Source organism: Actinokineospora sp., assembly GCF_050699995.1.
Taxonomy (GTDB): domain Bacteria; phylum Actinomycetota; class Actinomycetes; order Mycobacteriales; family Pseudonocardiaceae; genus Actinokineospora.
The window spans coordinates 1-17,781 of sequence record NZ_JBOHGC010000094.1; the positions used below are offsets into that span (position 1 = coordinate 1).

Annotated in this window: 14 protein-coding genes; 10 read left to right on the forward strand and 4 right to left on the reverse strand. The window is 68.8% G+C overall.

Translation table 11 applies throughout. From position 1 onward, the window contains the following. The first annotated feature begins 183 nt into the window (after positions 1 to 183). The gene (locus tag ACRDSQ_RS05555) at positions 184 to 1,362 is read left to right on the forward strand and encodes an IS701 family transposase (protein ID WP_431419391.1); all 1,179 of its coding nucleotides are present in this window, start codon (positions 184 to 186) and stop codon (positions 1,360 to 1,362) included. Positions 1,363 to 1,489: 127 nt separating this feature from the next. Here the strand turns inward: ACRDSQ_RS05555 and ACRDSQ_RS05560 are convergent, their stop codons facing one another. Both ACRDSQ_RS05560 and ACRDSQ_RS05565 read right to left on the reverse strand, forming a co-directional pair. Beyond that, the gene (locus ACRDSQ_RS05560; RefSeq protein ID WP_431419369.1) at positions 1,490 to 2,239 is read right to left on the reverse strand and encodes a maleylpyruvate isomerase family mycothiol-dependent enzyme; all 750 of its coding nucleotides are present in this window, start codon (positions 2,237 to 2,239) and stop codon (positions 1,490 to 1,492) included. Between the two features lie 59 nt (positions 2,240 to 2,298). After that, the gene (locus ACRDSQ_RS05565; RefSeq protein ID WP_431419371.1) at positions 2,299 to 3,384 is read right to left on the reverse strand and encodes an ABC transporter ATP-binding protein; all 1,086 of its coding nucleotides are present in this window, start codon (positions 3,382 to 3,384) and stop codon (positions 2,299 to 2,301) included. 270 nt (positions 3,385 to 3,654) lie between these two features. On the opposite strand from ACRDSQ_RS05565, the gene ACRDSQ_RS05570 reads away from it, so the two are divergent. The 7 genes from ACRDSQ_RS05570 to ACRDSQ_RS05600 all read left to right on the forward strand — a co-directional run bounded on the left by ACRDSQ_RS05570 (position 3,655) and on the right by ACRDSQ_RS05600 (position 13,246). Next, entirely contained in the window at positions 3,655 to 4,926 is a 1,272-nt protein-coding gene (locus tag ACRDSQ_RS05570; protein ID WP_431419372.1) for an ABC transporter substrate-binding protein, read from the forward strand. Between the two features lie 62 nt (positions 4,927 to 4,988). After that, positions 4,989 to 5,951: a carbohydrate ABC transporter permease gene (locus tag ACRDSQ_RS05575; protein ID WP_431419373.1), complete on the forward strand. Its 963-nt coding sequence runs from the start codon at positions 4,989 to 4,991 to the stop codon at positions 5,949 to 5,951. Further along, entirely contained in the window at positions 5,948 to 6,829 is an 882-nt protein-coding gene (locus ACRDSQ_RS05580) for a carbohydrate ABC transporter permease (RefSeq protein WP_431419375.1), read from the forward strand. The genes ACRDSQ_RS05575 and ACRDSQ_RS05580 overlap by 4 nt, the downstream gene beginning before the upstream one ends. A gap of 94 nt (positions 6,830 to 6,923) precedes the next feature. Then, positions 6,924 to 7,970 (forward strand): hypothetical protein, encoded by a 1,047-nt coding sequence (locus tag ACRDSQ_RS05585; RefSeq protein WP_431419377.1) that lies wholly within the window; start codon positions 6,924 to 6,926, stop codon positions 7,968 to 7,970. Positions 7,971 to 7,980: 10 nt separating this feature from the next. After that, a complete protein-coding gene (locus ACRDSQ_RS05590) occupies positions 7,981 to 9,024 on the forward strand; it encodes a hypothetical protein (protein WP_431419379.1) in 1,044 nt (347 codons plus the stop codon). Next, positions 9,024 to 12,071, forward strand: coding sequence for an AAA family ATPase (locus ACRDSQ_RS05595; protein ID WP_431419381.1), 3,048 nt, complete (start codon positions 9,024 to 9,026; stop codon positions 12,069 to 12,071). Before ACRDSQ_RS05590 ends, ACRDSQ_RS05595 begins: the two co-directional genes overlap by 1 nt. Next, a complete protein-coding gene (locus ACRDSQ_RS05600) occupies positions 12,068 to 13,246 on the forward strand; it encodes a trypsin-like peptidase domain-containing protein (protein ID WP_431419382.1) in 1,179 nt (392 codons plus the stop codon). The genes ACRDSQ_RS05595 and ACRDSQ_RS05600 overlap by 4 nt, the downstream gene beginning before the upstream one ends. Before the next feature lie 3 nt (positions 13,247 to 13,249). On the opposite strand, the gene ACRDSQ_RS05605 is transcribed toward ACRDSQ_RS05600, so the two are convergent. Both ACRDSQ_RS05605 and ACRDSQ_RS05610 read right to left on the reverse strand, forming a co-directional pair. Beyond that, complete coding sequence (locus ACRDSQ_RS05605; protein ID WP_431419384.1) at positions 13,250 to 14,689, reverse strand: PhoX family protein; 1,440 nt, start codon at positions 14,687 to 14,689, stop codon at positions 13,250 to 13,252. Positions 14,690 to 14,742: 53 nt separating this feature from the next. Continuing rightward, a complete protein-coding gene (locus ACRDSQ_RS05610) occupies positions 14,743 to 15,288 on the reverse strand; it encodes a class I SAM-dependent methyltransferase (RefSeq protein ID WP_431419386.1) in 546 nt (181 codons plus the stop codon). Positions 15,289 to 15,430: 142 nt separating this feature from the next. Here ACRDSQ_RS05610 and ACRDSQ_RS05615 point away from each other — a divergent pair, with 142 nt between their 5' ends. Both ACRDSQ_RS05615 and ACRDSQ_RS05620 read left to right on the forward strand, forming a co-directional pair. After that, a complete protein-coding gene (locus ACRDSQ_RS05615; RefSeq protein ID WP_431419388.1) occupies positions 15,431 to 16,624 on the forward strand; it encodes an RNA-guided endonuclease InsQ/TnpB family protein in 1,194 nt (397 codons plus the stop codon). 93 nt (positions 16,625 to 16,717) lie between these two features. Beyond that, positions 16,718 to 17,536, forward strand: coding sequence for a hypothetical protein (locus tag ACRDSQ_RS05620; protein ID WP_431419389.1), 819 nt, complete (start codon positions 16,718 to 16,720; stop codon positions 17,534 to 17,536). Positions 17,537 to 17,781 lie beyond the last annotated feature (245 nt).

Consider the following 17,781-nt stretch of genomic DNA (forward strand, 5'->3'; position numbering starts at 1 on the left):
GTCCACGACTCGGCCATCACATCGTCAAGATCCACCACCGCCGTAGTCGATCACACACCCGCCACGCCCGAGATCACGACACGCCGAAGGTGATCACATACTGCTGCTGCCGTACTAACGCCCCAGCAGCACTTCGTGATCATGGTCGTGTAGGTTGTCGATCTTGTGGTGACTGATGACGAACTGACCGCGTGGATCGGTGGCTTGGATGATCTGTTTGCGCGGGTCGCCGGGCGTTTCCTGCGGGTGGAGCCACGGCGTCGTGCCCGCGCGTATGTGCGGGGTCTGCTTGCGCCGCTGGCTGGTGAGAACGGGTGGACACTGGCTGAGGCCGCTGGCGAGTTGACCCCGGACGGGATGCAGCGTCTGCTCAACGCGGCTACCTGGGATGTCGACGGGGTCCGTGATGACGTGCGCGCCTATGCCGTGGAACACCTCGGTGAGCGCGACGGTGTGCTGGTGGTCGATGAGACCGGGTTCCTGAAGAAGGGCACCAGATCCGCCGGGGTGCAGCGGCAGTACTCGGGCACCGCCGGGCGCATCGAGAACTGCCAGCTTGGCGTGTTTCTTGCTTACACCACAGGCAAAGGGCGCACGTTGATCGATCGCGACCTGTATCTGCCGAAGTCCTGGACCGGTGATCGTGACCGGTGCAGGGAAGCTGCGGTACCCGAGGAGGTGGAGTTCGCCACCAAGACCGTGCTCGCCCAGAACATGCTCGGCCGGGCCCTGGACGCCGGTGTCCCGGCAGCCTGGGTGACCGCCGATGAGGCCTACGGCAAGGACCACAAGTTCCGGACTTGGCTGGAGAACAGGCGGATCAGCTATGTCGTCGCGGTGGCCCGCGACCAGACCATCCCGGCAGTGGCCGGCACTTCCCGGGCCGATGCCCTGGCCGCTCAAGCACCCCACGACGCCTGGAAACGCCGCAGCTGCGGCCAGGGAGCGAAAGGACCACGACTATTCGACTGGGCGGTCGCCTCGTTACCCGTCTACGAAGACACCACCCCACCCGGCTGGGCACGATGGCTGCTGGTGCGTCGTTCCCTCACCCCCAACAACAAAGGTGAACTCGAACTGGCCTACTACCTATGTTGCGCCCCAACACGAACTGACGACGACGACCTCATTCGAGTTGCCGGCGCCCGCTGGGCAGTCGAGGATTGCTTCCAAACCGCCAAAACCGAGGTCGGCCTCGACCACTACCAGGTCCGCCGCTACGACGCCTGGTACCGGCACATCACCCTGGCCATGCTCGCCCACACCTACCTCGCTGTCACTGCGGCGATCGCCCCAAAAGCCCTGGCAGCGGCCTCATCCCGATCACGCTGGGCGAGGCCAAGCGTCTCCTGGCACACCTGATCACCAACCCGTTCGACCGGGCCGTGACCTGGGCATGGTCACACTGGCGCAGACGACACCAATACCGGGCACAACAAGCCCACTACCAGCGAAGACACACCATCAATCACGAAGTGCTGCTGGAGTACTAGAACTGCGTGCGCTCCAGCCAAGTCGTGAGCACTCCAGCGTCCCCGACAATGGAGAGCCCGGGGTGATCGGCAGGCAGCCGACGCAGCAGGGCCAGCGCCAGATCCGCCGCCTTCCCCCGCACCGCGGCTGTTCCCTTGGTGTGCTCGTGTTCGACGGTGATCCGACCGTCAGCCGTCCGGAGGATCCACTCGCCCGGGACGGTGAGGCCGTCGTCGGTGGCGTGCAGGTGCAGTGACGTCCCCTCGTCCAAGGGCACGTCGTCGCCGGCGGGGCGGGCGGCCACCAAACCGAGCCATTCCGACAGGCAGTCCGCCGCCACATCAGGCTTGACCTCGAACGGCACTCCCGCCGCGATGGCCGCGTCGGCCCGGTGGATGACCGTCTCATGCAGCCGTCGCCGGATCCACCAAGCGCTCGGCTTGGGGCCGGTGAAGGTCCACACCGCGGTGTCCGGTCCGGCCTTCTCGACGCCGTCGAGGATGAGTTGGGCGCCCTTCGCCATCCAGTCGACCGCGCCCGCCCAGTCGGCGGGCGGCTTGCCGTCGGCGACGGTCTTGGGGTCGATCACGACCTGGGATCGCTCACCGGTGATGGTGGCCGCCCAGCGGTGGCCGCGGCCCATGTGGGTGACCAACTGGCGCAGCGTCCAGCCGGGGCAGGTGGTCACGTCGGCGTCCGGGTCGGCGGCGAGGGCCAACTCGGCGAAGAGGCGGTTCTGTTCGACTAACTCGGCGGCGAAATCCATGCTCGCCACCCTAACCAGACCGACCGACATTCCGCGCTCGCTCGCCACCGGCCGGCCGGTCAGTCCAGGCGTTCGCCGGTGGTGGCGTCGAACAGGTGGATCTCCTCGGGGTGGCGCAGCGTGGCGGTGATCGTCTGGGCCAGGGCCGGTGGGGTCCGGCCGTCGACCCGCATGACGACGCGCGGAGTGTTGGGGTCGTCCTTGATGGCGGCGTGGACCAGGGCGTCGGCGCCCAGTTCCTCGACCAGTTCCACGATCAGCGACACCCCGTTGTCCGTGCCCGTCGGCGCGAGTTCCAGGGACTCGGGGCGGATGCCCGCGGTGACCGTGTCGACGCCGCTCGCGACCGCCCGGGGCAGCGGGATGTCGGCTCCGCCCAGCCGCATCGAGCCGTCGTGGACCGGCAGGGTCAGCAGGTTCATGGCGGGTGAGCCGATGAACCCGGCGACGAAGGCGTTGGCGGGCCGGTCGTAGAGGGCGCGTGGGGTATCGCACTGCTGCAGCAGCCCGTCCTTCAGCACAGCGACGCGGTGACCCATGGTCATGGCTTCCACCTGATCGTGTGTCACGTAAATCGTGGTGGTGCCGAGGCGCCGCTGCAGGGCGGCGATGTTGGCGCGGGTTTCCACGCGAAGTTTGGCGTCCAGGTTGGACAGTGGTTCGTCCATCAGGAACACCGCGGGGTCGCGGACGATGGCGCGGCCCATGGCGACGCGCTGGCGCTGGCCGCCGGAGAGTGCCTTGGGTTTGCGGTCCAGGTACTTCTCCAGGTCGAGCAGCTTGGCCGCCTCGGCGACCTTCTCGGTGATGGTGGCCTTCGGCAAGCCTTGCAGCTTGAGCGCGAAGCCCATGTTCTGCGCGACCGTCATGTGCGGGTAGAGCGCGTACGACTGGAACACCATCGCGATGTCGCGGCCCTTGGGCGGCACATGGGTGACGTCGCGGTCGCCGATGCGGATGGTGCCCTCGTCGACGTCCTCGAGCCCGGCGAGCATGCGCAGCGCGGTGGACTTTCCGGATCCGGACGGGCCCACGAGGACCAGGAACTCGCCATCCTCAATGGACAGGTCGAGCCGGTCCACGGCCCGCACCGGCGGGGATCCGGCGTAGACCCGCGACGCGGAATCGAAGCTGACTTGAGCCATCGCTGCCCATCCTTCACCGGTCGGCACACCGAGCTTCTCAGGATGCCCCATCCGGCTGGGTGACACCAGAGCGCCATGCCGGGTAGGGGTTCTCCGATCGCCCCCAGCTGTTGATTTCGAAACGGTAACGAGCAGATGTCGTTCATTCCCTTGCCACCAACATGCGAGAACAGTCCGATTAACACCAAAAAGCCGCGCGCCCAGCGCGCGGGGAGCGTTCATCGATCCACTGGAGGTGTCGTGTTTACGCGAGGACCTGTCGCACGGGGGGTGGCTCTCGCAGCCGCCTTGGTGCTGAGCCTCAGTGCGTGTGGAACATCGGATTCGGGCGGTGGCGGCGGCACGCAGCCGGGCCCCGCCGCACTGGAAGGTGTCGGGCCGATCACCCTGGTCACCGGCAAGGACACCTCCGGGAACCTCCAGAACCAGGTCGACGGCTGGAACGCCGAGCACGCCGACCAGAAGGTCACCCTGATCGAGCTGCCCGAGGACGCCGACGCGCAGCGGCAGCAGATGGTGCAGAACGCGCAGACCAAGTCCGACGCCTACACCGTGCTGAACCTCGATGTCGTGTGGACCGCCGAGTTCGCCGCCAACCAATGGGTCACCCAGTTGCCGGAAGACCAGTTCCCGATCGACAAGCTGCTCCCCGCGACGGTGGAGACCGCGAAGTACTTCAAGAAGCTCTACGCGGTGCCGATCAACAGCGACGGCGGCCTGCTCTATTACCGCAAGGACCTGCTCGACGCGGTCGGCGCGAAGCCGCCGACGACGTGGGCGGAGATGAACGCGGCCTGCGACAAGGTAATCGCGGCCAACCCGGCACTGTCCTGCTACGCCGGTCAGTTCGAGAAGTACGAGGGGCTCACGGTCAACTTCAGCGAAGCGGTGAATTCCGCGGGTGGTGACGTGGTCGGCGAGGACGGCAAGCCGAACGTCAACACCGACAAGGCGAAGGCGGGTCTGGACTTCCTCGTCGAGGGCGTCAAGTCCGGCAAGATCGCCGCGAAGGCCCGCACGTTCAAGGAGGAAGAGGGGCGCCGGGCGTTCCAGGCCGGTGAGCTGGTCTTCCACCGCCAGTGGCCCTACCAGTACGCCAAGGCGAACGCGACGGACGGCTCGTCCACGGTCGCGGGCAAGTTCGCTGTCGCGCCGCTGCCGGGTCTCGACGGACCGGGCTCCTCGACGCTGGGCGGGCACAACTACGCGATCAGTTCGTTCGCGAAGAACAAGAAGAGCGCGTTGGACTTCATCAAGTACATGGTCGACGAGAAGCAGCAGCGCGCCAGCCTGGAGAAGACCAGCCTCGCGCCGACCTGGGCCTCGCTGTACGACGAGCCCGCCTTGGTGGAGAAGTTCCCGTACCTCACGGAGCTGAAGAAGTCGATCGAGAAGGCGAAGAAGCGCCCCGCGGTCGTCAAGTACCAGGAAGTGTCCTCCGCCATCCAGGAAGCCGCGTACGCGGCGATGAGTGGTCAAACCAGCAGCCAGGACGCACTGGCCTCGTTGCAGACGAAGCTGGAGTCCCTGACCGGTAGCTGACTTCGGCACGCGGGGTCCCGGGTGCCGCCGGGACCCCGCCTTCGGTTCGCGGAGGGCAACCCATGACCACTCTCATCGGCGCGCCGGTGGATCCCAAGCCGATCAAGCCCGTGGGCCGCAGGCACGGCGTCGGGAGACTTGCCGCCCTGCTCGTCTCGCCGACCCTGCTCGTGCTCGGGATCGTCGTCGCGTACCCGATCGTGTCCGCCATGCGATTGGCGTTCTACCAACGCAATGAGGGCATCGACCCGGAGACGGGCGTGCTCGAGACGGGCAACAAGTTCGTCGGCATCGACAACTTCACCGACATGTTCACCGGAGCCACCGGCGCCAGGTTCCTCAACGCGCTGTGGAACACCACCAGCTTCACCATCGTCGCGGTGAGCCTGGAAGTGGTCCTCGGCGTGCTGATGGCTTTGGTGATGCACAAGGCTTTCAAGGGCCGTGCTCTGGTCCGGGCGAGCATTCTGGTGCCGTGGGCGGTGCCGACGGCCATCGCGGGCATCCTGTGGCGGTGGATCTTCCAGGCCGACGGCGTCGCCAACGACGTCTTGCCCGGCGACCCGATTCTGTGGACGACGGACGGCATCCAGGCGTGGTTCGCCGTCGTCGTCGCCGACACGTGGAAGACCGCGCCGTTCATCGGACTGCTTGTGCTGGCGGGGTTGCAGGTCATCTCCAACGAGGTGTACGAAGCGGCCAAACTGGACGGTGCCTCGCCGTGGAAGACTTTCTGGTCGATCACCCTGCCGCTGGTCAAGCCGACGCTGATGGTGGCGGTCCTGTTCCGCATCCTCGACACACTGCGGATGTTCGACCTGCCGTACACCCTGATCGGGCCGGGGAAGAACTCCACTGACACGGTCACGATCCTGGCGTTCGAGGAAGCGGTGAAGTTCACCAAGTACGGACCCGCGTCCGCGTACGCGATCTTCCTGTTCGTCTACGTCGCCGTCGTGGCGTTCGTGTTCGTCAAGCTGCTGGGAGCCGACGTGGTCGGCGCGCGGACCGGGAGGAACCGATGACCGCCACGCTGTCGACACCGCCTGCCACCACCGCGACCCCGCCCGCGAAACCGAAGAAGAGCGGCTGGCGATGGCTGCCCTACGTGGGCATCGCGGCCATCGTGATCTACTGCCTCGCGCCGTTCTACTGGATGCTGGTGTCGAGTCTGCGGCGCACCAACGACATCTTCGACTCCGCGCCCGTGCCGTCACCGTTCTCGACGGACTCCTACACGGCCGCGTTCGCCCCGAACAACGGCTTCCTCCGCGCTCTCGGCAACAGCTTCCTCGTCGCCGGGACCACGACGGTGGCGGTGCTGATCATCGGCATCCTGACCGCGTACGCGTTGGCGCGCCTGGACTTCCGGTTCAAGAACCTGGTGCTGGCGATCATCATCACGACCAGCATGTTCCCCGGCATCTCGCTGCTGGTGCCGCTGCTCGACCTGTTCAGCAACATCGGCTGGATCAACACCTACCAGGCGATGATCGTCCCCAGCATGAGCTTCGCGCTCCCACTCGCCGTCTGGAACCTCACCGCGTTCTTCCGCCAGATGCCCGTCGAACTCGAAGAAGCCGCCCAGATCGACGGGTGCACGCCCGCCCAGGCGTTCCGCAAGGTGATCCTGCCCCTGGCCGCACCGGGCGTGTTCACCACGGCGATCATCACCTTCATCGCCGCGTGGAACGAGTTCATCATCGCCCTCTCGGTGGTCAACAAGAAGGAACTCAAGACCGCGCCGGTCATCACCAGCCAGTTCACCGGCACCACCCAGTTCGACGCCCCCTTCGGCACCCAGATGGCCGCCGGGGTCATCGTCACCATCCCCCTGGTCATCCTCGTGCTCCTCTTCCAGCGCCGAATCGTCGCCGGTCTGACAGCGGGAGGGGTGAAGTAACCGCTCGTCACCGGAGGTGACCACTGGGTGATTCACCCGTTCGCGCGTCGCGGTGGACGCTAACCCGGGCCCCGCGGGGAGCGACTCCACTCATATGGAGACACGGGTGAACGGGCAGGGCACCGATCTCGTGCTGGACGCACTGCCAGATGATGTGGTCGCCTCCCTGGAGGTGCGTGACGCCTGGCGCGCGCGGGTCGCGGCGCAGCGTGAGGGCCTCGAGTTCCTCATCGACGACCTGGCCCGCTGGCGGCCCGGCTCGACGGTGAAGGTGGCGTTCCTCGACGGCGACAAGGACCTGCACCGCGACATCGTCGACGCCACGGCGCAGATCACCGACGTCTGCAACCTGGAACTCGACTTCGGGTTCGACCCCGCCAGTGGCGAGTTCCGCCGGTGGACGGTCCTCGACACCGAGCACGCCGCGGACATCCGGGTCAGCTTCGACATGGGCGGCTTCTGGTCCCTCATCGGCAACGACAGCAACGACAGCACGATCGGCGGCCCAGGCAGCCCGATCGGCGGCGGACCCGGCCAGCGCAGCCTCAACCTCGGCGGCTTCAAGACCGCCAAACCCAACCGCTGGCAGGGCACGGTCCGGCACGAGTTCCTGCACGCGCTGGCCTTCAAGCACGCCCACCAGAACATGCGCGGCCCGTGTGAGGACGAGTTCCGCTGGGACGACGACCCGGGGTATATCCCGACCAAGGACAACCGCGGCAGGTTCGTGCCCGACGCGGCCGGGCGCCGTCCCGGCATCTACACCTACCTCGCGGGGGAGCCCAACAAGTGGCCGCGGGGCAAAGTCGACCACAACCTGCGCACCAAGGAGTCGCCGGACGTGATCGCAGGCCCGTTCGACGCCAAGTCCGTGATGCTCTACCAGTTCGAGCCGTTCTTCTACCACTCCGTGCCGAGCGCGTGCGCGCCGACCGGGAACGGGCTCGACCTGTCCGAAGGGGACAAGCGCGGCCTGCGGCTGCTCTACCCGCACGCGACCGAGGAACTCTCCGCCATCGCCGGGCGCGCCGAGTCCACTTTGGAACTCATGGGCGCCGGGCAGGAGGCCGACCTGGAGCAGTCTCCTTACCTGACAAGAGTTTTCGACTTGCTCAACGGGATGGTGGGCGTCTCGGACTAAGGCGGACGCGGTGCTTCTGACCGACGAACAGCACAAGCAGGTCGTTTACCTGATCACGGAATACCTCGGCGAGGGCAGATACGGCCAGGCCGCCAGGGACCTGTTCGGGCCGGAGGCGCTGCGCGCGGTCCCGGGTGGGCTCAACGCCCACTACCACGCCAAGTGGCTGCTGGACTGGGCCCTCGGGCTGCCCGCGCCCGACACCTTGATCACCGTGGTCTCGCAGGTCGACGCCGCGGGCACGCTCGTCAAGGTGCACCAACTCGTGCACGCGTTGCGGACCGGGCAGCTCGACTGGTCAGGCCCCGGCGTCGGCGAACTGTGGATGCCCGCGGAGTGGCCGTTCGCCGACCGGGAGCCCCTGCGGACCAAGCTGTGCGAGATCGCCAAGGGGAACGGCCCCACCGCGTCGACCATCGACGGGCCCGCCGGGCATGGGAAGCGCACGATGTGCGCCTACATCGAGCACTGCGCCCGCAGGCACGCCGCCTTCACCCCCGTGGTCGAGCACCTGCAACGGCTGCACGACAACCGGATGGTCGACTACCTCGCCGACCAGCTGCGGCTCAAACTGGGTGTGGTGGTGCCGCAGGCGATCGAGCCCGAACCCGAGCGCCGGGCGGTCACCCTCGCCTCGAATCTCGGCAACTACGCGGTGCACAGCCGCACACCGGTCTGGTTCGTGGCCAACCTTGTCGAGCCCGAGCAGGACGCGGGGGTGCTCAAGTTCCTCGGCCAGCTTCTGCTGCAGGTCCAGACGAACCCGCTGCTGGCCAAGAAGCTGCGGATCACGGTGCTGGCCGACTTCGCCGCCGTCGCGATGGAGAACCTGCCCGAGACAGACTCCCGGTACACCCTCGCCGAGATCTCCGAGACCGAGATCGCCGGGTGGCTGGCCGCGGCGGTGCCCGGCAAGGACGAGGCCTACTACCGGCACACCGCCGGCCAGGTGATCAGCCACGTCGCCGCCTTGCAGCCCACCCCCAGGATGCGGCTGCGCCTGCTCGCGCAGAAGTGCGTGGACGCGCACGGCGTGCTGCTGCAGGAGGCGTGATGGACGGCGGCGATCGGCTCCGGGAGCTGCTGGCGGTCCTGTTCGACGACCCCCGGGAGCTGCAGAGTTTCCTGGCGCTCGAAGGGATGCGCGTGAGCGTCCGCCCGGGCGGGAAGGGGTCATCGTTCGCGGCCGAGGTGGCCATCGACCTCGTCCGACGCGGGCTGGTCGACGAGCGGCTCTTCGCCGCGCTCACCAGGCGGTTCCCATGGCGGGCCGCCGACATCGCCGAGGTCGCCGGGTCCTTCCTCAGCGAGTCCGCTGTTGACACTCCCGCGGTCCGGGCGCTCCCGCCCCAGTACGCGGACTTCGCCGCGAAGCTGGACGCCGCGCTGTCGGACACGGTGGTCCCCTCCGATGAGGACGCGCTCGACGACGGACACTTGCCGTGGACCGCGGCCGCCGCGGTGCTGGGTCGGTTCCTCCCGGCGAGGCTGCGGCCGCTGCGGCCGACCCCGACTTCGGCGGTGGCCATGCTCGCGGAGTTCAGCCACACCCACATCGACGGCAGCTGGATCCTGCTCGACGAGGTCCGCGTCCAGTGTCTGCGCCACCTGTCGGAGACCGGAACCCTGCACGACGCGCTGGCGGCCAACGCGGACCTGCCCGACGCCGAGCGCGACAAGGTCCGCGAACTGCTCGCGGGCACGCGCCCGCGCCTCGGCGGGTTGGGCACGGCCGAACTCGAGGAGTACGCGGTCGCCACCGGCTGGCTGGAACTCGCGGGCATCCTCGACGAGACCGTCGGCACCGAGGTCGACGCCACGCTGGAGCGGCGGGCCCTGCTCGACCCGCTCCGGGCCCTGGTGGGCACCCACTTCCACGGACGCGAACGGGAACTGGCGGTGTTCAACCAGTTCGTCCACGGACTGGCGGACCCCATGCAGCTGTGCCTGCGCGGGCCGGGCGGGGTCGGCAAGTCCAGCCTGCTCGGCAAAGTCCTCCTCAACCTGGAGCGCGCCGCGGGCGAGTACGCGGCGATCCCGTTCGCCTACCTCGACTTCGACCGGGCGGTCAACGACCCGCGTGACCCGGTCGGCCTGCTGCGCCAGATCGCGCGCCAGGTGCGGCTGCTCCACGCGACCACCGAGGAGGCCCGCGAACTCGCCGCGTTGGACGGCGTCTACGTCGGGTCCGACCTGGACAAGGCCTCAGCCATCCTCGACATCGACCTGAACCGGCCGGGCACCCTGGCCGACCTGGTCGGCCTGCTCGCCGACCGGCTCCACAAGCTGATGGACGCCCACGGCCCCGCCGGCTACCGGACACCGCTCGTGCTCTTCCTCGACACCTACGAGGAGGTTCAGCTCAAAGGCCCGGGCGCGGTGCGCGACCTCGAACTGCTCATCGAGCGCCTGCTCGCCGCGCTCCCCGACCTGCGTGTCGTCGTCTCCGGGCGCGGGGACCCGACGACGTTCACCGGGTTCGAGAACCTGGTCTTGACGCTGGGCGAGCTGGAGCCGCCCGCCGCGGACGCGGTGCTCGCCGACCTCGGCGTCGCCGACCCCGCGCTGCGCACCACCATCGTGGCGAAGTTCGGCGGCCACCCCCTGACCCTGCGGCTGGCCGCGGAAGCGGTGGAGCGCACCGGAGTCAGGGCGTTCGACGACATCGCCGCGCGCGGCGACGCGCTCGCCGGGATCGCCATCGAGCAGGTGCAGGGGATGCTCTACAGCCGGATCCTGAGCCACATCGCCGACCCGGAGGTCCGCCGGATCGCCTACCCGGGCCTGGCGGTGCGACGGATCACCGTCGAGGTCCTGCGCGAGGTGCTGGCCGAGCCGTGCGACCTCGACCCCGACCACGCCGAGCAGATCTTCGACAAGCTCCGGTTCGAGGTCAGCCTGTTCGAGCTCGACCGCCCGGACACTCTGCGCCACCGCCAGGACGTCCGCACCCTGATGCTGCGGTCCATGATGGACGAGCCCGGCCTGGCCGCCGTCGTGGCCCGCGTCCACGAGCGCGCGATCGAGTACTACCACGCCCGCGCGGGCATCGAGAACCGCGCGGAAGAGGTCTACCACCGGCTGATGATCGGTGAGGACCCGCGCGCCCTCGACCGCGTGTGGAAGTCCGAGCTGCGCCCGCTGCTCGCCCCCGCGCTCGGCGAGCCGCTGCCGCCCAGCGCGCGGACCTGGCTGAGCAGGCGCCTGGGCTTCGGCGTGACCGACGACCGCACCGAATGGGACCAGCGCGACTGGGAGGCCGACGCGCTGGAGCGGGCGATGTCCTGGCTGGCCTCCGGCGACCCGGCGAGCGCCTTGTCCGTGCTCGCCGAGCGGACGCGGCGGCTTCCCGACACCAAGCTCCACCTGGTCGAGGTGCGCGCCAGGCTCGCCGCCGAGGACATCGAGGGCGCGGCGGCCGCCCTGGAACGCGGCATGGCTGCCGCTGCCGAGTCCGACGACCGAGACACCCAGGTCGCGCTCGCCGAACAGGCCGTCGTCGTGCGCGGACTGCAGCGCGACCGGTCCGGTGTGGTCAGCGCGGCGGAATGGGCGGTGCGCGGCTGCGACCTGCTCGGCGACCAGACGCGCGGCGTGGACGTGCTGACCGACGCGGTCGGTATCCTGCGTGGACTCGCCGACGCCGGTGGGACCGCCGGTCTGGGCGGCGAGCTGGCGTCCCGGTTCACCCATCTGTCGCGGTCCGACCTGCTGGACAACGTGGACCTGGTGCGCCGGGTGCTGCACACCGCGGGCCCGGCGGACGACACCGTGCTGCACCACGCGGCGGTGCAGGTCGGGGACCAGACCGAGGCCGAGGACGGGGTGTTCCGGCACGACCCGTTCGCCGTCGCGCGGCTGCTGGAGGCGACCTCGCCGGACGCGGCGCCCGCCCTCGCCGACCTGGCGGCCGATGTCGGCCTGTCCGGCGGCGGATGGAAGACCGAGGACCTGGCCAGCTGGGTGGTGCGCGCGGGCCGGACCGGCAAGGCGGTGGTGGTCGGGCTGGACTGGGCGCGCGACGCAGGCCAGGCCCGCCGACTGGTCGTCGACACTCTCGTTCGGCCGGTCAGCGGCCCCGATGGCAGGAGCAGGTCATGACGTTCGCCTATCTGACATCCGACGAACTCAGGGAAGTCCAGCAGGCGGCCATCGACCTCGGCTTCGCCGACACGGACCAGAGCGCGGCGCTGACCGCGACCATTTCCCGCGCGTTCGTGGCCACCGCGACGCAGGGCGGCACCCCGCTGGCCAAACTGATGACGCTGACCGCCCGGATGAACACCACCAGGGCCCTGGTGTCGGGCCAGGTCCCGCTGCGGGAGTGGCTTGGCGCGGCGATCCCGATGGCGGGCGGGCAGCCGGAGGAGATGGTCTTCCGGCGGGCGCTGGAGCGGATGTCCGCCGACGGTCGAGCGGGCACCAAGACCTCGCCCGGCGACGATCCGGTGCCGATGGTCGTCGACGTCGAGGACCTGCCGCGCAGCGACGGCGAACTCGAGGTCGTGATCTTCGAGGACGACACGTTGGACGTGGCGTTCCTCCACACCGGGACGGATGTGTCCCGGTCGGTGGCGAAACTGGTGGTGCACCGGCACTTCGACGGCGTGCCCGCGACCCTGGCGGGCAACGCGCCTGACATCGGCCACGGCTCCGGCTGGATGATCGCGCCGACGCTGCTGATCACCAACAACCACGTCGTCAACGCCCGCGTCGGCAGCGAACCGGACGCGAGCGCGGCCGACTTCGACCTGCAGGGCAAGGCGATCCGGGCGCTGTTCGACTTCTACACCCCCGACGCGACCGTGCACACCGCCGTCTCCGCGGGCTGCGTCGCCCACGACAAGGCGCTGGACTACGCCATCCTGCGGCTCGCCCCGGACACATCGCCGCGGCCGCCGCTGCGGCTGCGCACCAGCCCGATCCTCAAACCGAAGGACCGGGCCCTGCGCGAGCGGGTCAACGTGCTGCAGCACCCCGGCGGCAACCCGATGCGCCTGGGGTTCCGCAACAACTTCGTCGTCACCGGCACCGCCGACCGCCTCAGCTACCTGACCGACACCGCGGGCGGCTCGTCGGGCTCACCGATCTGCGACGACGCCTGGTTCGCCGCGGCATTGCACCGCGGGTTCCAGACCATCACCGGCGGATCGGTGTCGGTGTGGGGGCGGACGATCAACCAGGAGAACTACGGCACGCCGATCGGGAAGATCCTCGAACACCTGGCCGCCAACCACCCCGACCTGCGCGCGGAGATCCTCGCGGGCCGGCAGTGAGCCTCAGACCCCGATCTTCCCCCAGGGACCCCAGATCGCGAACGTCATGCCGCGGCTGGCCTGGATGTTGACGAACAGCGTGTGGCCGTCCGGGCTGAACGTCGACCCGGCGAACTCGTCGTTGAACCTGGGGACGCCCGCGCTGCTCACCAGCCGGTTGAGGGCGATGTCGAAGAGCTGCCCGTGCCTGGTGAGGCCGCGCATGTAGTTGTTGTTGGTGCCGTCCTCGCAGACCACGAGCGTGCCCCGGTTGCTCGTGGTGACGTTGTCGGGGAAGTCGAGCACGTCCGGGCCGGGGGACTGGTACTGCACCCGCAGGACCTGCTCACGGGTGTCGTACGCCCAGATCTGGCCGGTCCCGTTGCCGTAGCCCGAGACCGTGTCGGGCCCGGTCTCGGCGGGGCCGCCGCCCTGGGTGGAGGTGAAGTAGACGACGCCGCGGTCGATCGCGGCGCCCTCCAGCCGGGAGAAGAAGGCCGCGCCCTGCGCCCAGCCCTGGCTCGCGACGTAGGTGATCGCCGCGTCGTTGGGGGTGGGGGCGGTCTGGCCCGGGGTGTAGGGGAACGTCGGCGCCGGGTCCTCGATGTCGACCCAGTCGACCTGGTAGGTGGTGCCCGCGGCCTGCTCGGCCTCCAGGTGCGCGTTGGGCAGCCCCTTGACCCGGAGCATCTGCAGCCTGCCCTCGTTGTCCAGGCCGCCGGTCTCCATCGGGTCCTGCTGGGGCTTGTACCGGTAGAAGCCGGAGGGGAAGGCGAAGTCGTCCTCGGTGAGGTAGAGCCAGCCGCCCTTGGCGTCGTAAGCCACGGACTCGTGCGCGAACCGGCCCGCCGCGGTGATGGGCTCGCCGGTGGACACGCCGTGCGCGGGGACGTCGAAGATGAAGCCGTGCGGCCTGGTCAGCGGGACGTTGGAGACACCGGTGAAGTCGGGGCCCACGTCCGGGCCGTTGATGGTCTCCTCGCAGCTGACCCAGGAGCCCCACGGCATCTGGCCGCCGGAGCAGTTCATCTGCGTGCCGTTGAGGCTGGTGTGGGAGCGCACGACCTCGCCGTACCGGGTGACCTCGACGGAGGTGGTGCCGCCCATGGCCTTCGCGTCGTAGGCCTTGGACACGTCGCCGAACGCCGTGCCGGGGCCGTTGACCTCGTGGTTGCGCACCAGCATGACGTTGGTGCCGCGGGCGTTGAACGCGCCCATGCCGTCGTGTCGGCCGGGCAGCACCGTGTTGTCGTCGAGGACGACGCGGGACTCGGTGTCGTGGAAGGAGCGGTAATGGAACCCCTCGGGCAGCCAGAGCCGCACGACGTTGTCGCGCAAGTCCGGTACCGGGCCCAGGGGGTAGGTCACCGCGGGCGCTGCGGCGGCGCGGTTCACGAAGCCGAGGAAGGGGCCGCCGAGCAGTGCGCCCGCGACCGCCCCTCGGAGGACGGAGCGTCGGTCCATGTCCACCATCGGCTGATCGTGCGCCTGGTTCGCGCTGCCGCGCAAGGGTTCTGTTACCCGACTTTGTGGACCGACACGGCGTAGTCCCCGCCGGAGAAGGGTTCCCGGTCCCAGGTGGCGAACCGCTCGACCAGCGACAACCCGGCCGCTTTCGCGTGGGCGTCGTAGTCGGCGGCGGTGTAACCCCGGTCGAGGCTGAACCCGGCCACGAGCAGCCGCCCGACATGGCGCGCCACCCCCGCGACGAGGGCCGCCTCGGTGCCCGGCGCGGTGAAGAGGGGGACGTTGCCCGCCATGACCACGACGTCGAAGGTGCGGCCGAGGTCGAGTTCGGCCAGGTCCGACCGCACCCAGGTGATCCCGGGGGCGCGGCTGCCAGCAGTGGCGAGCATGGAGGCGTCGACGTCCACGCCGACCACCTCGATGCCGTGCCGGGCGAGTTCGATGCCCACCCGCCCGGTCCCGCAGCCGGCGTCGAGGACGCTCGCGGGCTCGTAGGCACGGACGAACGTCGCCTCGCCGTGCACGTCGGTCCCGGTCGCGGCCAGGTCGTCGAACCGGCGCTGGTAGTCGTCGCCGTCCCATGGTGTGTCGCTCACGCTGGTCTCGCGAGGATGCTTCGGCGTTCACTCCGGGGGAGGAATCGGGAGCCGCGGCCCGCCAGTGCCGGAGCGTGCCGTGGTTTGCCGCGTCTCATTGGTGTCTCCGGGTTTGTCGGTGGTGGTCGTTAGGTTGATCGGTATGTCCCGTTTCCGTCTTCAGCCGACGCCCGCTCAGGAGTGGGTGCTGCTGGAGCATTGTGCTCATGCCCGATTCGTGTGGAACCTCGCGGTGGAGCAGTACGCGCACTGGCAGCCGGGGCGCAAGGCGGCGCCTGGATACGCCGAGCAGTGCCGTCAGTTGACCGAAGCGCGGGCGGAGAACGCGTGGTTGGCCGTCGGGTCGGTAACCGTGCAACAGCAGGCGTTGAAAGATTACGCCCAGGCGATGGCGAACTTTTTCGGCCGGACCCACCGGCGGCCGACTTGGCGCCGACGTGGACGGGGTGAGGGCTTCCGGATCGTGGCGGTCAAACCGGGCGACGTGCGCCGGGTCTCCCGCAAGGTCGGCGAGGTCAAGGTGCCCAAGGTGGGGTGGGTGCGGTTCCGCTGGTCGCGGGCGGTCTCCGACGGTGTGAAGTCCTACCGGGTCACCCGCGACCGTGTTGGCCGCTGGCATGTCGCGTTCGCCTTGGTGCCCGAGCCCATTGCGGCACCCGGCACTGGCGACATGGTGGGTGTGGATCGCGGTGTGGTGGTGTCGGCGGCGTTGTCCACCGGGGAACTGCTGAACGCGCCAACCCTGCGCGGAACCGAGAAGGCTCGGTTGCTGCGGTTGCAGCGCAAGCTCGCCCGGGCGCAACGCGGCTCCAATCGGCGCGGCAAGGTCAAGACGGTGATCGCCAAGCTCAAGGCCCGCGAAACCGACCGGCGCAAGGATTGGGTCGAGAAGATCAGCACCCGACTGGCCCGGGCGTTCGACGTGATCGCGGTCGAAGACCTGAAGATCATCAATATGACCCGGTCGGCAAAGGGCACTCGGGAGGCCCCTGGTCGAGGTGTGCGTCAGAAGGCCGGGCTGAATCGCGGGATCCTCGCCAACGGGTGGGGGCTGCTCGTGACCCGGCTGGAGCACAAGGCTCCTGGGCGGGTGGTAAAGGTCGACCCGCGGTTCACCAGTCAGCGTTGCTCGGCGTGCGGCGTCGTGGATCGGGAGGCGCGCGAGAGCCAAGCCGCCTTTCGATGCCGGTCCTGCGGTTTCGCCTGCAACGCGGATGTGAACGCGGCTGTGAATATTCGTTTCGCGGCAGGGCATGCCGTGGCTGCACGGGAAGGCCCGCCGTTGGGTGAGCCGGTGAACCGTGAACCTCAACGAGACCTCCTCCTTGTTCGGTAGTCGCCGTTGGAATCCCCGGCCTTTGGCCGGGAGGATGTCAATGTCTCATCCGGCGGTGTTACCGTCCGGCTCCGGTGCTGGGGAGGGGTTTCGATGCGGGTGCTTGTCGCGGTGGTGGCGTTGATGTTCGCGGTCGCGCCGCCGGTTCAGGCGTCCGAGCCGTTGAAGATCCTCTACGTCGGCGACTCGGTCGCCGTCCAGAACTCCTCCGCCCTCGCGGCGGCACTGGCCCCGGCGTCCTTCCGGGACGCGACACTGGGCGGCACGGGAATCTGCGACTACCTGGCGGGCACACCGACCTGGCTGCCCGCGTCGGCGAAGTTCGACACCCTGATCCGCGAGGTCCGGCCCGACCTCGTCATCCTCCAGTTCTGGGGCAACGACTACTACTCCCCGTGCGTCGAACACACCCGCCGAGGCGCGGAAACCTTCTACGACCAGTACCTGTGGAACGCCTTCTCCGCCCGGCGCGAGATCTCGGCGGCGGCGGACGCGGTCGGCTTGGCGCGACCGAAGATGCTGTGGGTCCTGCAGGCGCCGATGCCTTCGCCGCAGCGGGATGTGCCTCGGCGACTCAACTCGATCTACACGTATGCGGCGGACCTGGCGGGCGACCGGGTGACCGACGCCGGGGCGACGGTCAGCATGGCGGCGTATCCGTATGACAACCTGCCGCGGGATCGGTATGAGTTCACTCGGTTCTTGCCTTGCACGGAGGCGGAGCGGGGGACTTCGGCTTGCACGGAGCCTGAGGCTTTCGGTGGGGTGACACGGTTGCGGGCCGACAACGACGACATTCACTTCTGTTTGGACGGGCTTGATCCGAGTCGGAGTTGTGGTGGGGTGGCTCCGGGGATCGGTCGGTACGTGGAGCGGATCTCGTCGGATGCCAAGGCTTGGATGGGGATGTAGGGCGCCTGCATGCTGGTTTGGCGATCTGGTGCCTGTTTGGGTGGTTCGCCTTGATTTGGGGCCCCTCCAAATGGGGTTGTGCGGGTCAAAAGGCGGGGCAAGGGAAAGCCCACCCGCACCGCGAGTTTAGCCCCATTTGCCCAAATCAAGGCGAACCACCCAAACAGGCCGTGGGGTTCGGCCTCTTGCGTTGACGGAGTGGCCGCTTGTGTCAACGGTGGCCACTTGGTCGCGGCGACATGTCA

Bases quoted from the DNA above. Each gene is read 5' to 3' on its own strand.
- ACRDSQ_RS05580 (WP_431419375.1), top strand. From the start codon at position 5,948: ATGACCGCCACGCTGTCGACACCGCCTGCCACCACCGCGACCCCGCCC.
- ACRDSQ_RS05605 (WP_431419384.1), bottom strand. From the start codon at position 14,689: ATGGACCGACGCTCCGTCCTCCGAGGGGCGGTCGCGGGCGCACTGCTC.
- ACRDSQ_RS05600 (WP_431419382.1), top strand. From the start codon at position 12,068: ATGACGTTCGCCTATCTGACATCCGACGAACTCAGGGAAGTCCAGCAG.
- ACRDSQ_RS05560 (WP_431419369.1), bottom strand. From the start codon at position 2,239: ATGGATTTCGCCGCCGAGTTAGTCGAACAGAACCGCCTCTTCGCCGAG.
- ACRDSQ_RS05575 (WP_431419373.1), top strand. From the start codon at position 4,989: ATGACCACTCTCATCGGCGCGCCGGTGGATCCCAAGCCGATCAAGCCC.
- ACRDSQ_RS05615 (WP_431419388.1), top strand. From the start codon at position 15,431: ATGTCCCGTTTCCGTCTTCAGCCGACGCCCGCTCAGGAGTGGGTGCTG.
- ACRDSQ_RS05565 (WP_431419371.1), bottom strand. From the start codon at position 3,384: ATGGCTCAAGTCAGCTTCGATTCCGCGTCGCGGGTCTACGCCGGATCC.
- ACRDSQ_RS05620 (WP_431419389.1), top strand. From the start codon at position 16,718: ATGCGGGTGCTTGTCGCGGTGGTGGCGTTGATGTTCGCGGTCGCGCCG.
- ACRDSQ_RS05585 (WP_431419377.1), top strand. From the start codon at position 6,924: ATGGAGACACGGGTGAACGGGCAGGGCACCGATCTCGTGCTGGACGCA.
- ACRDSQ_RS05595 (WP_431419381.1), top strand. From the start codon at position 9,024: ATGGACGGCGGCGATCGGCTCCGGGAGCTGCTGGCGGTCCTGTTCGAC.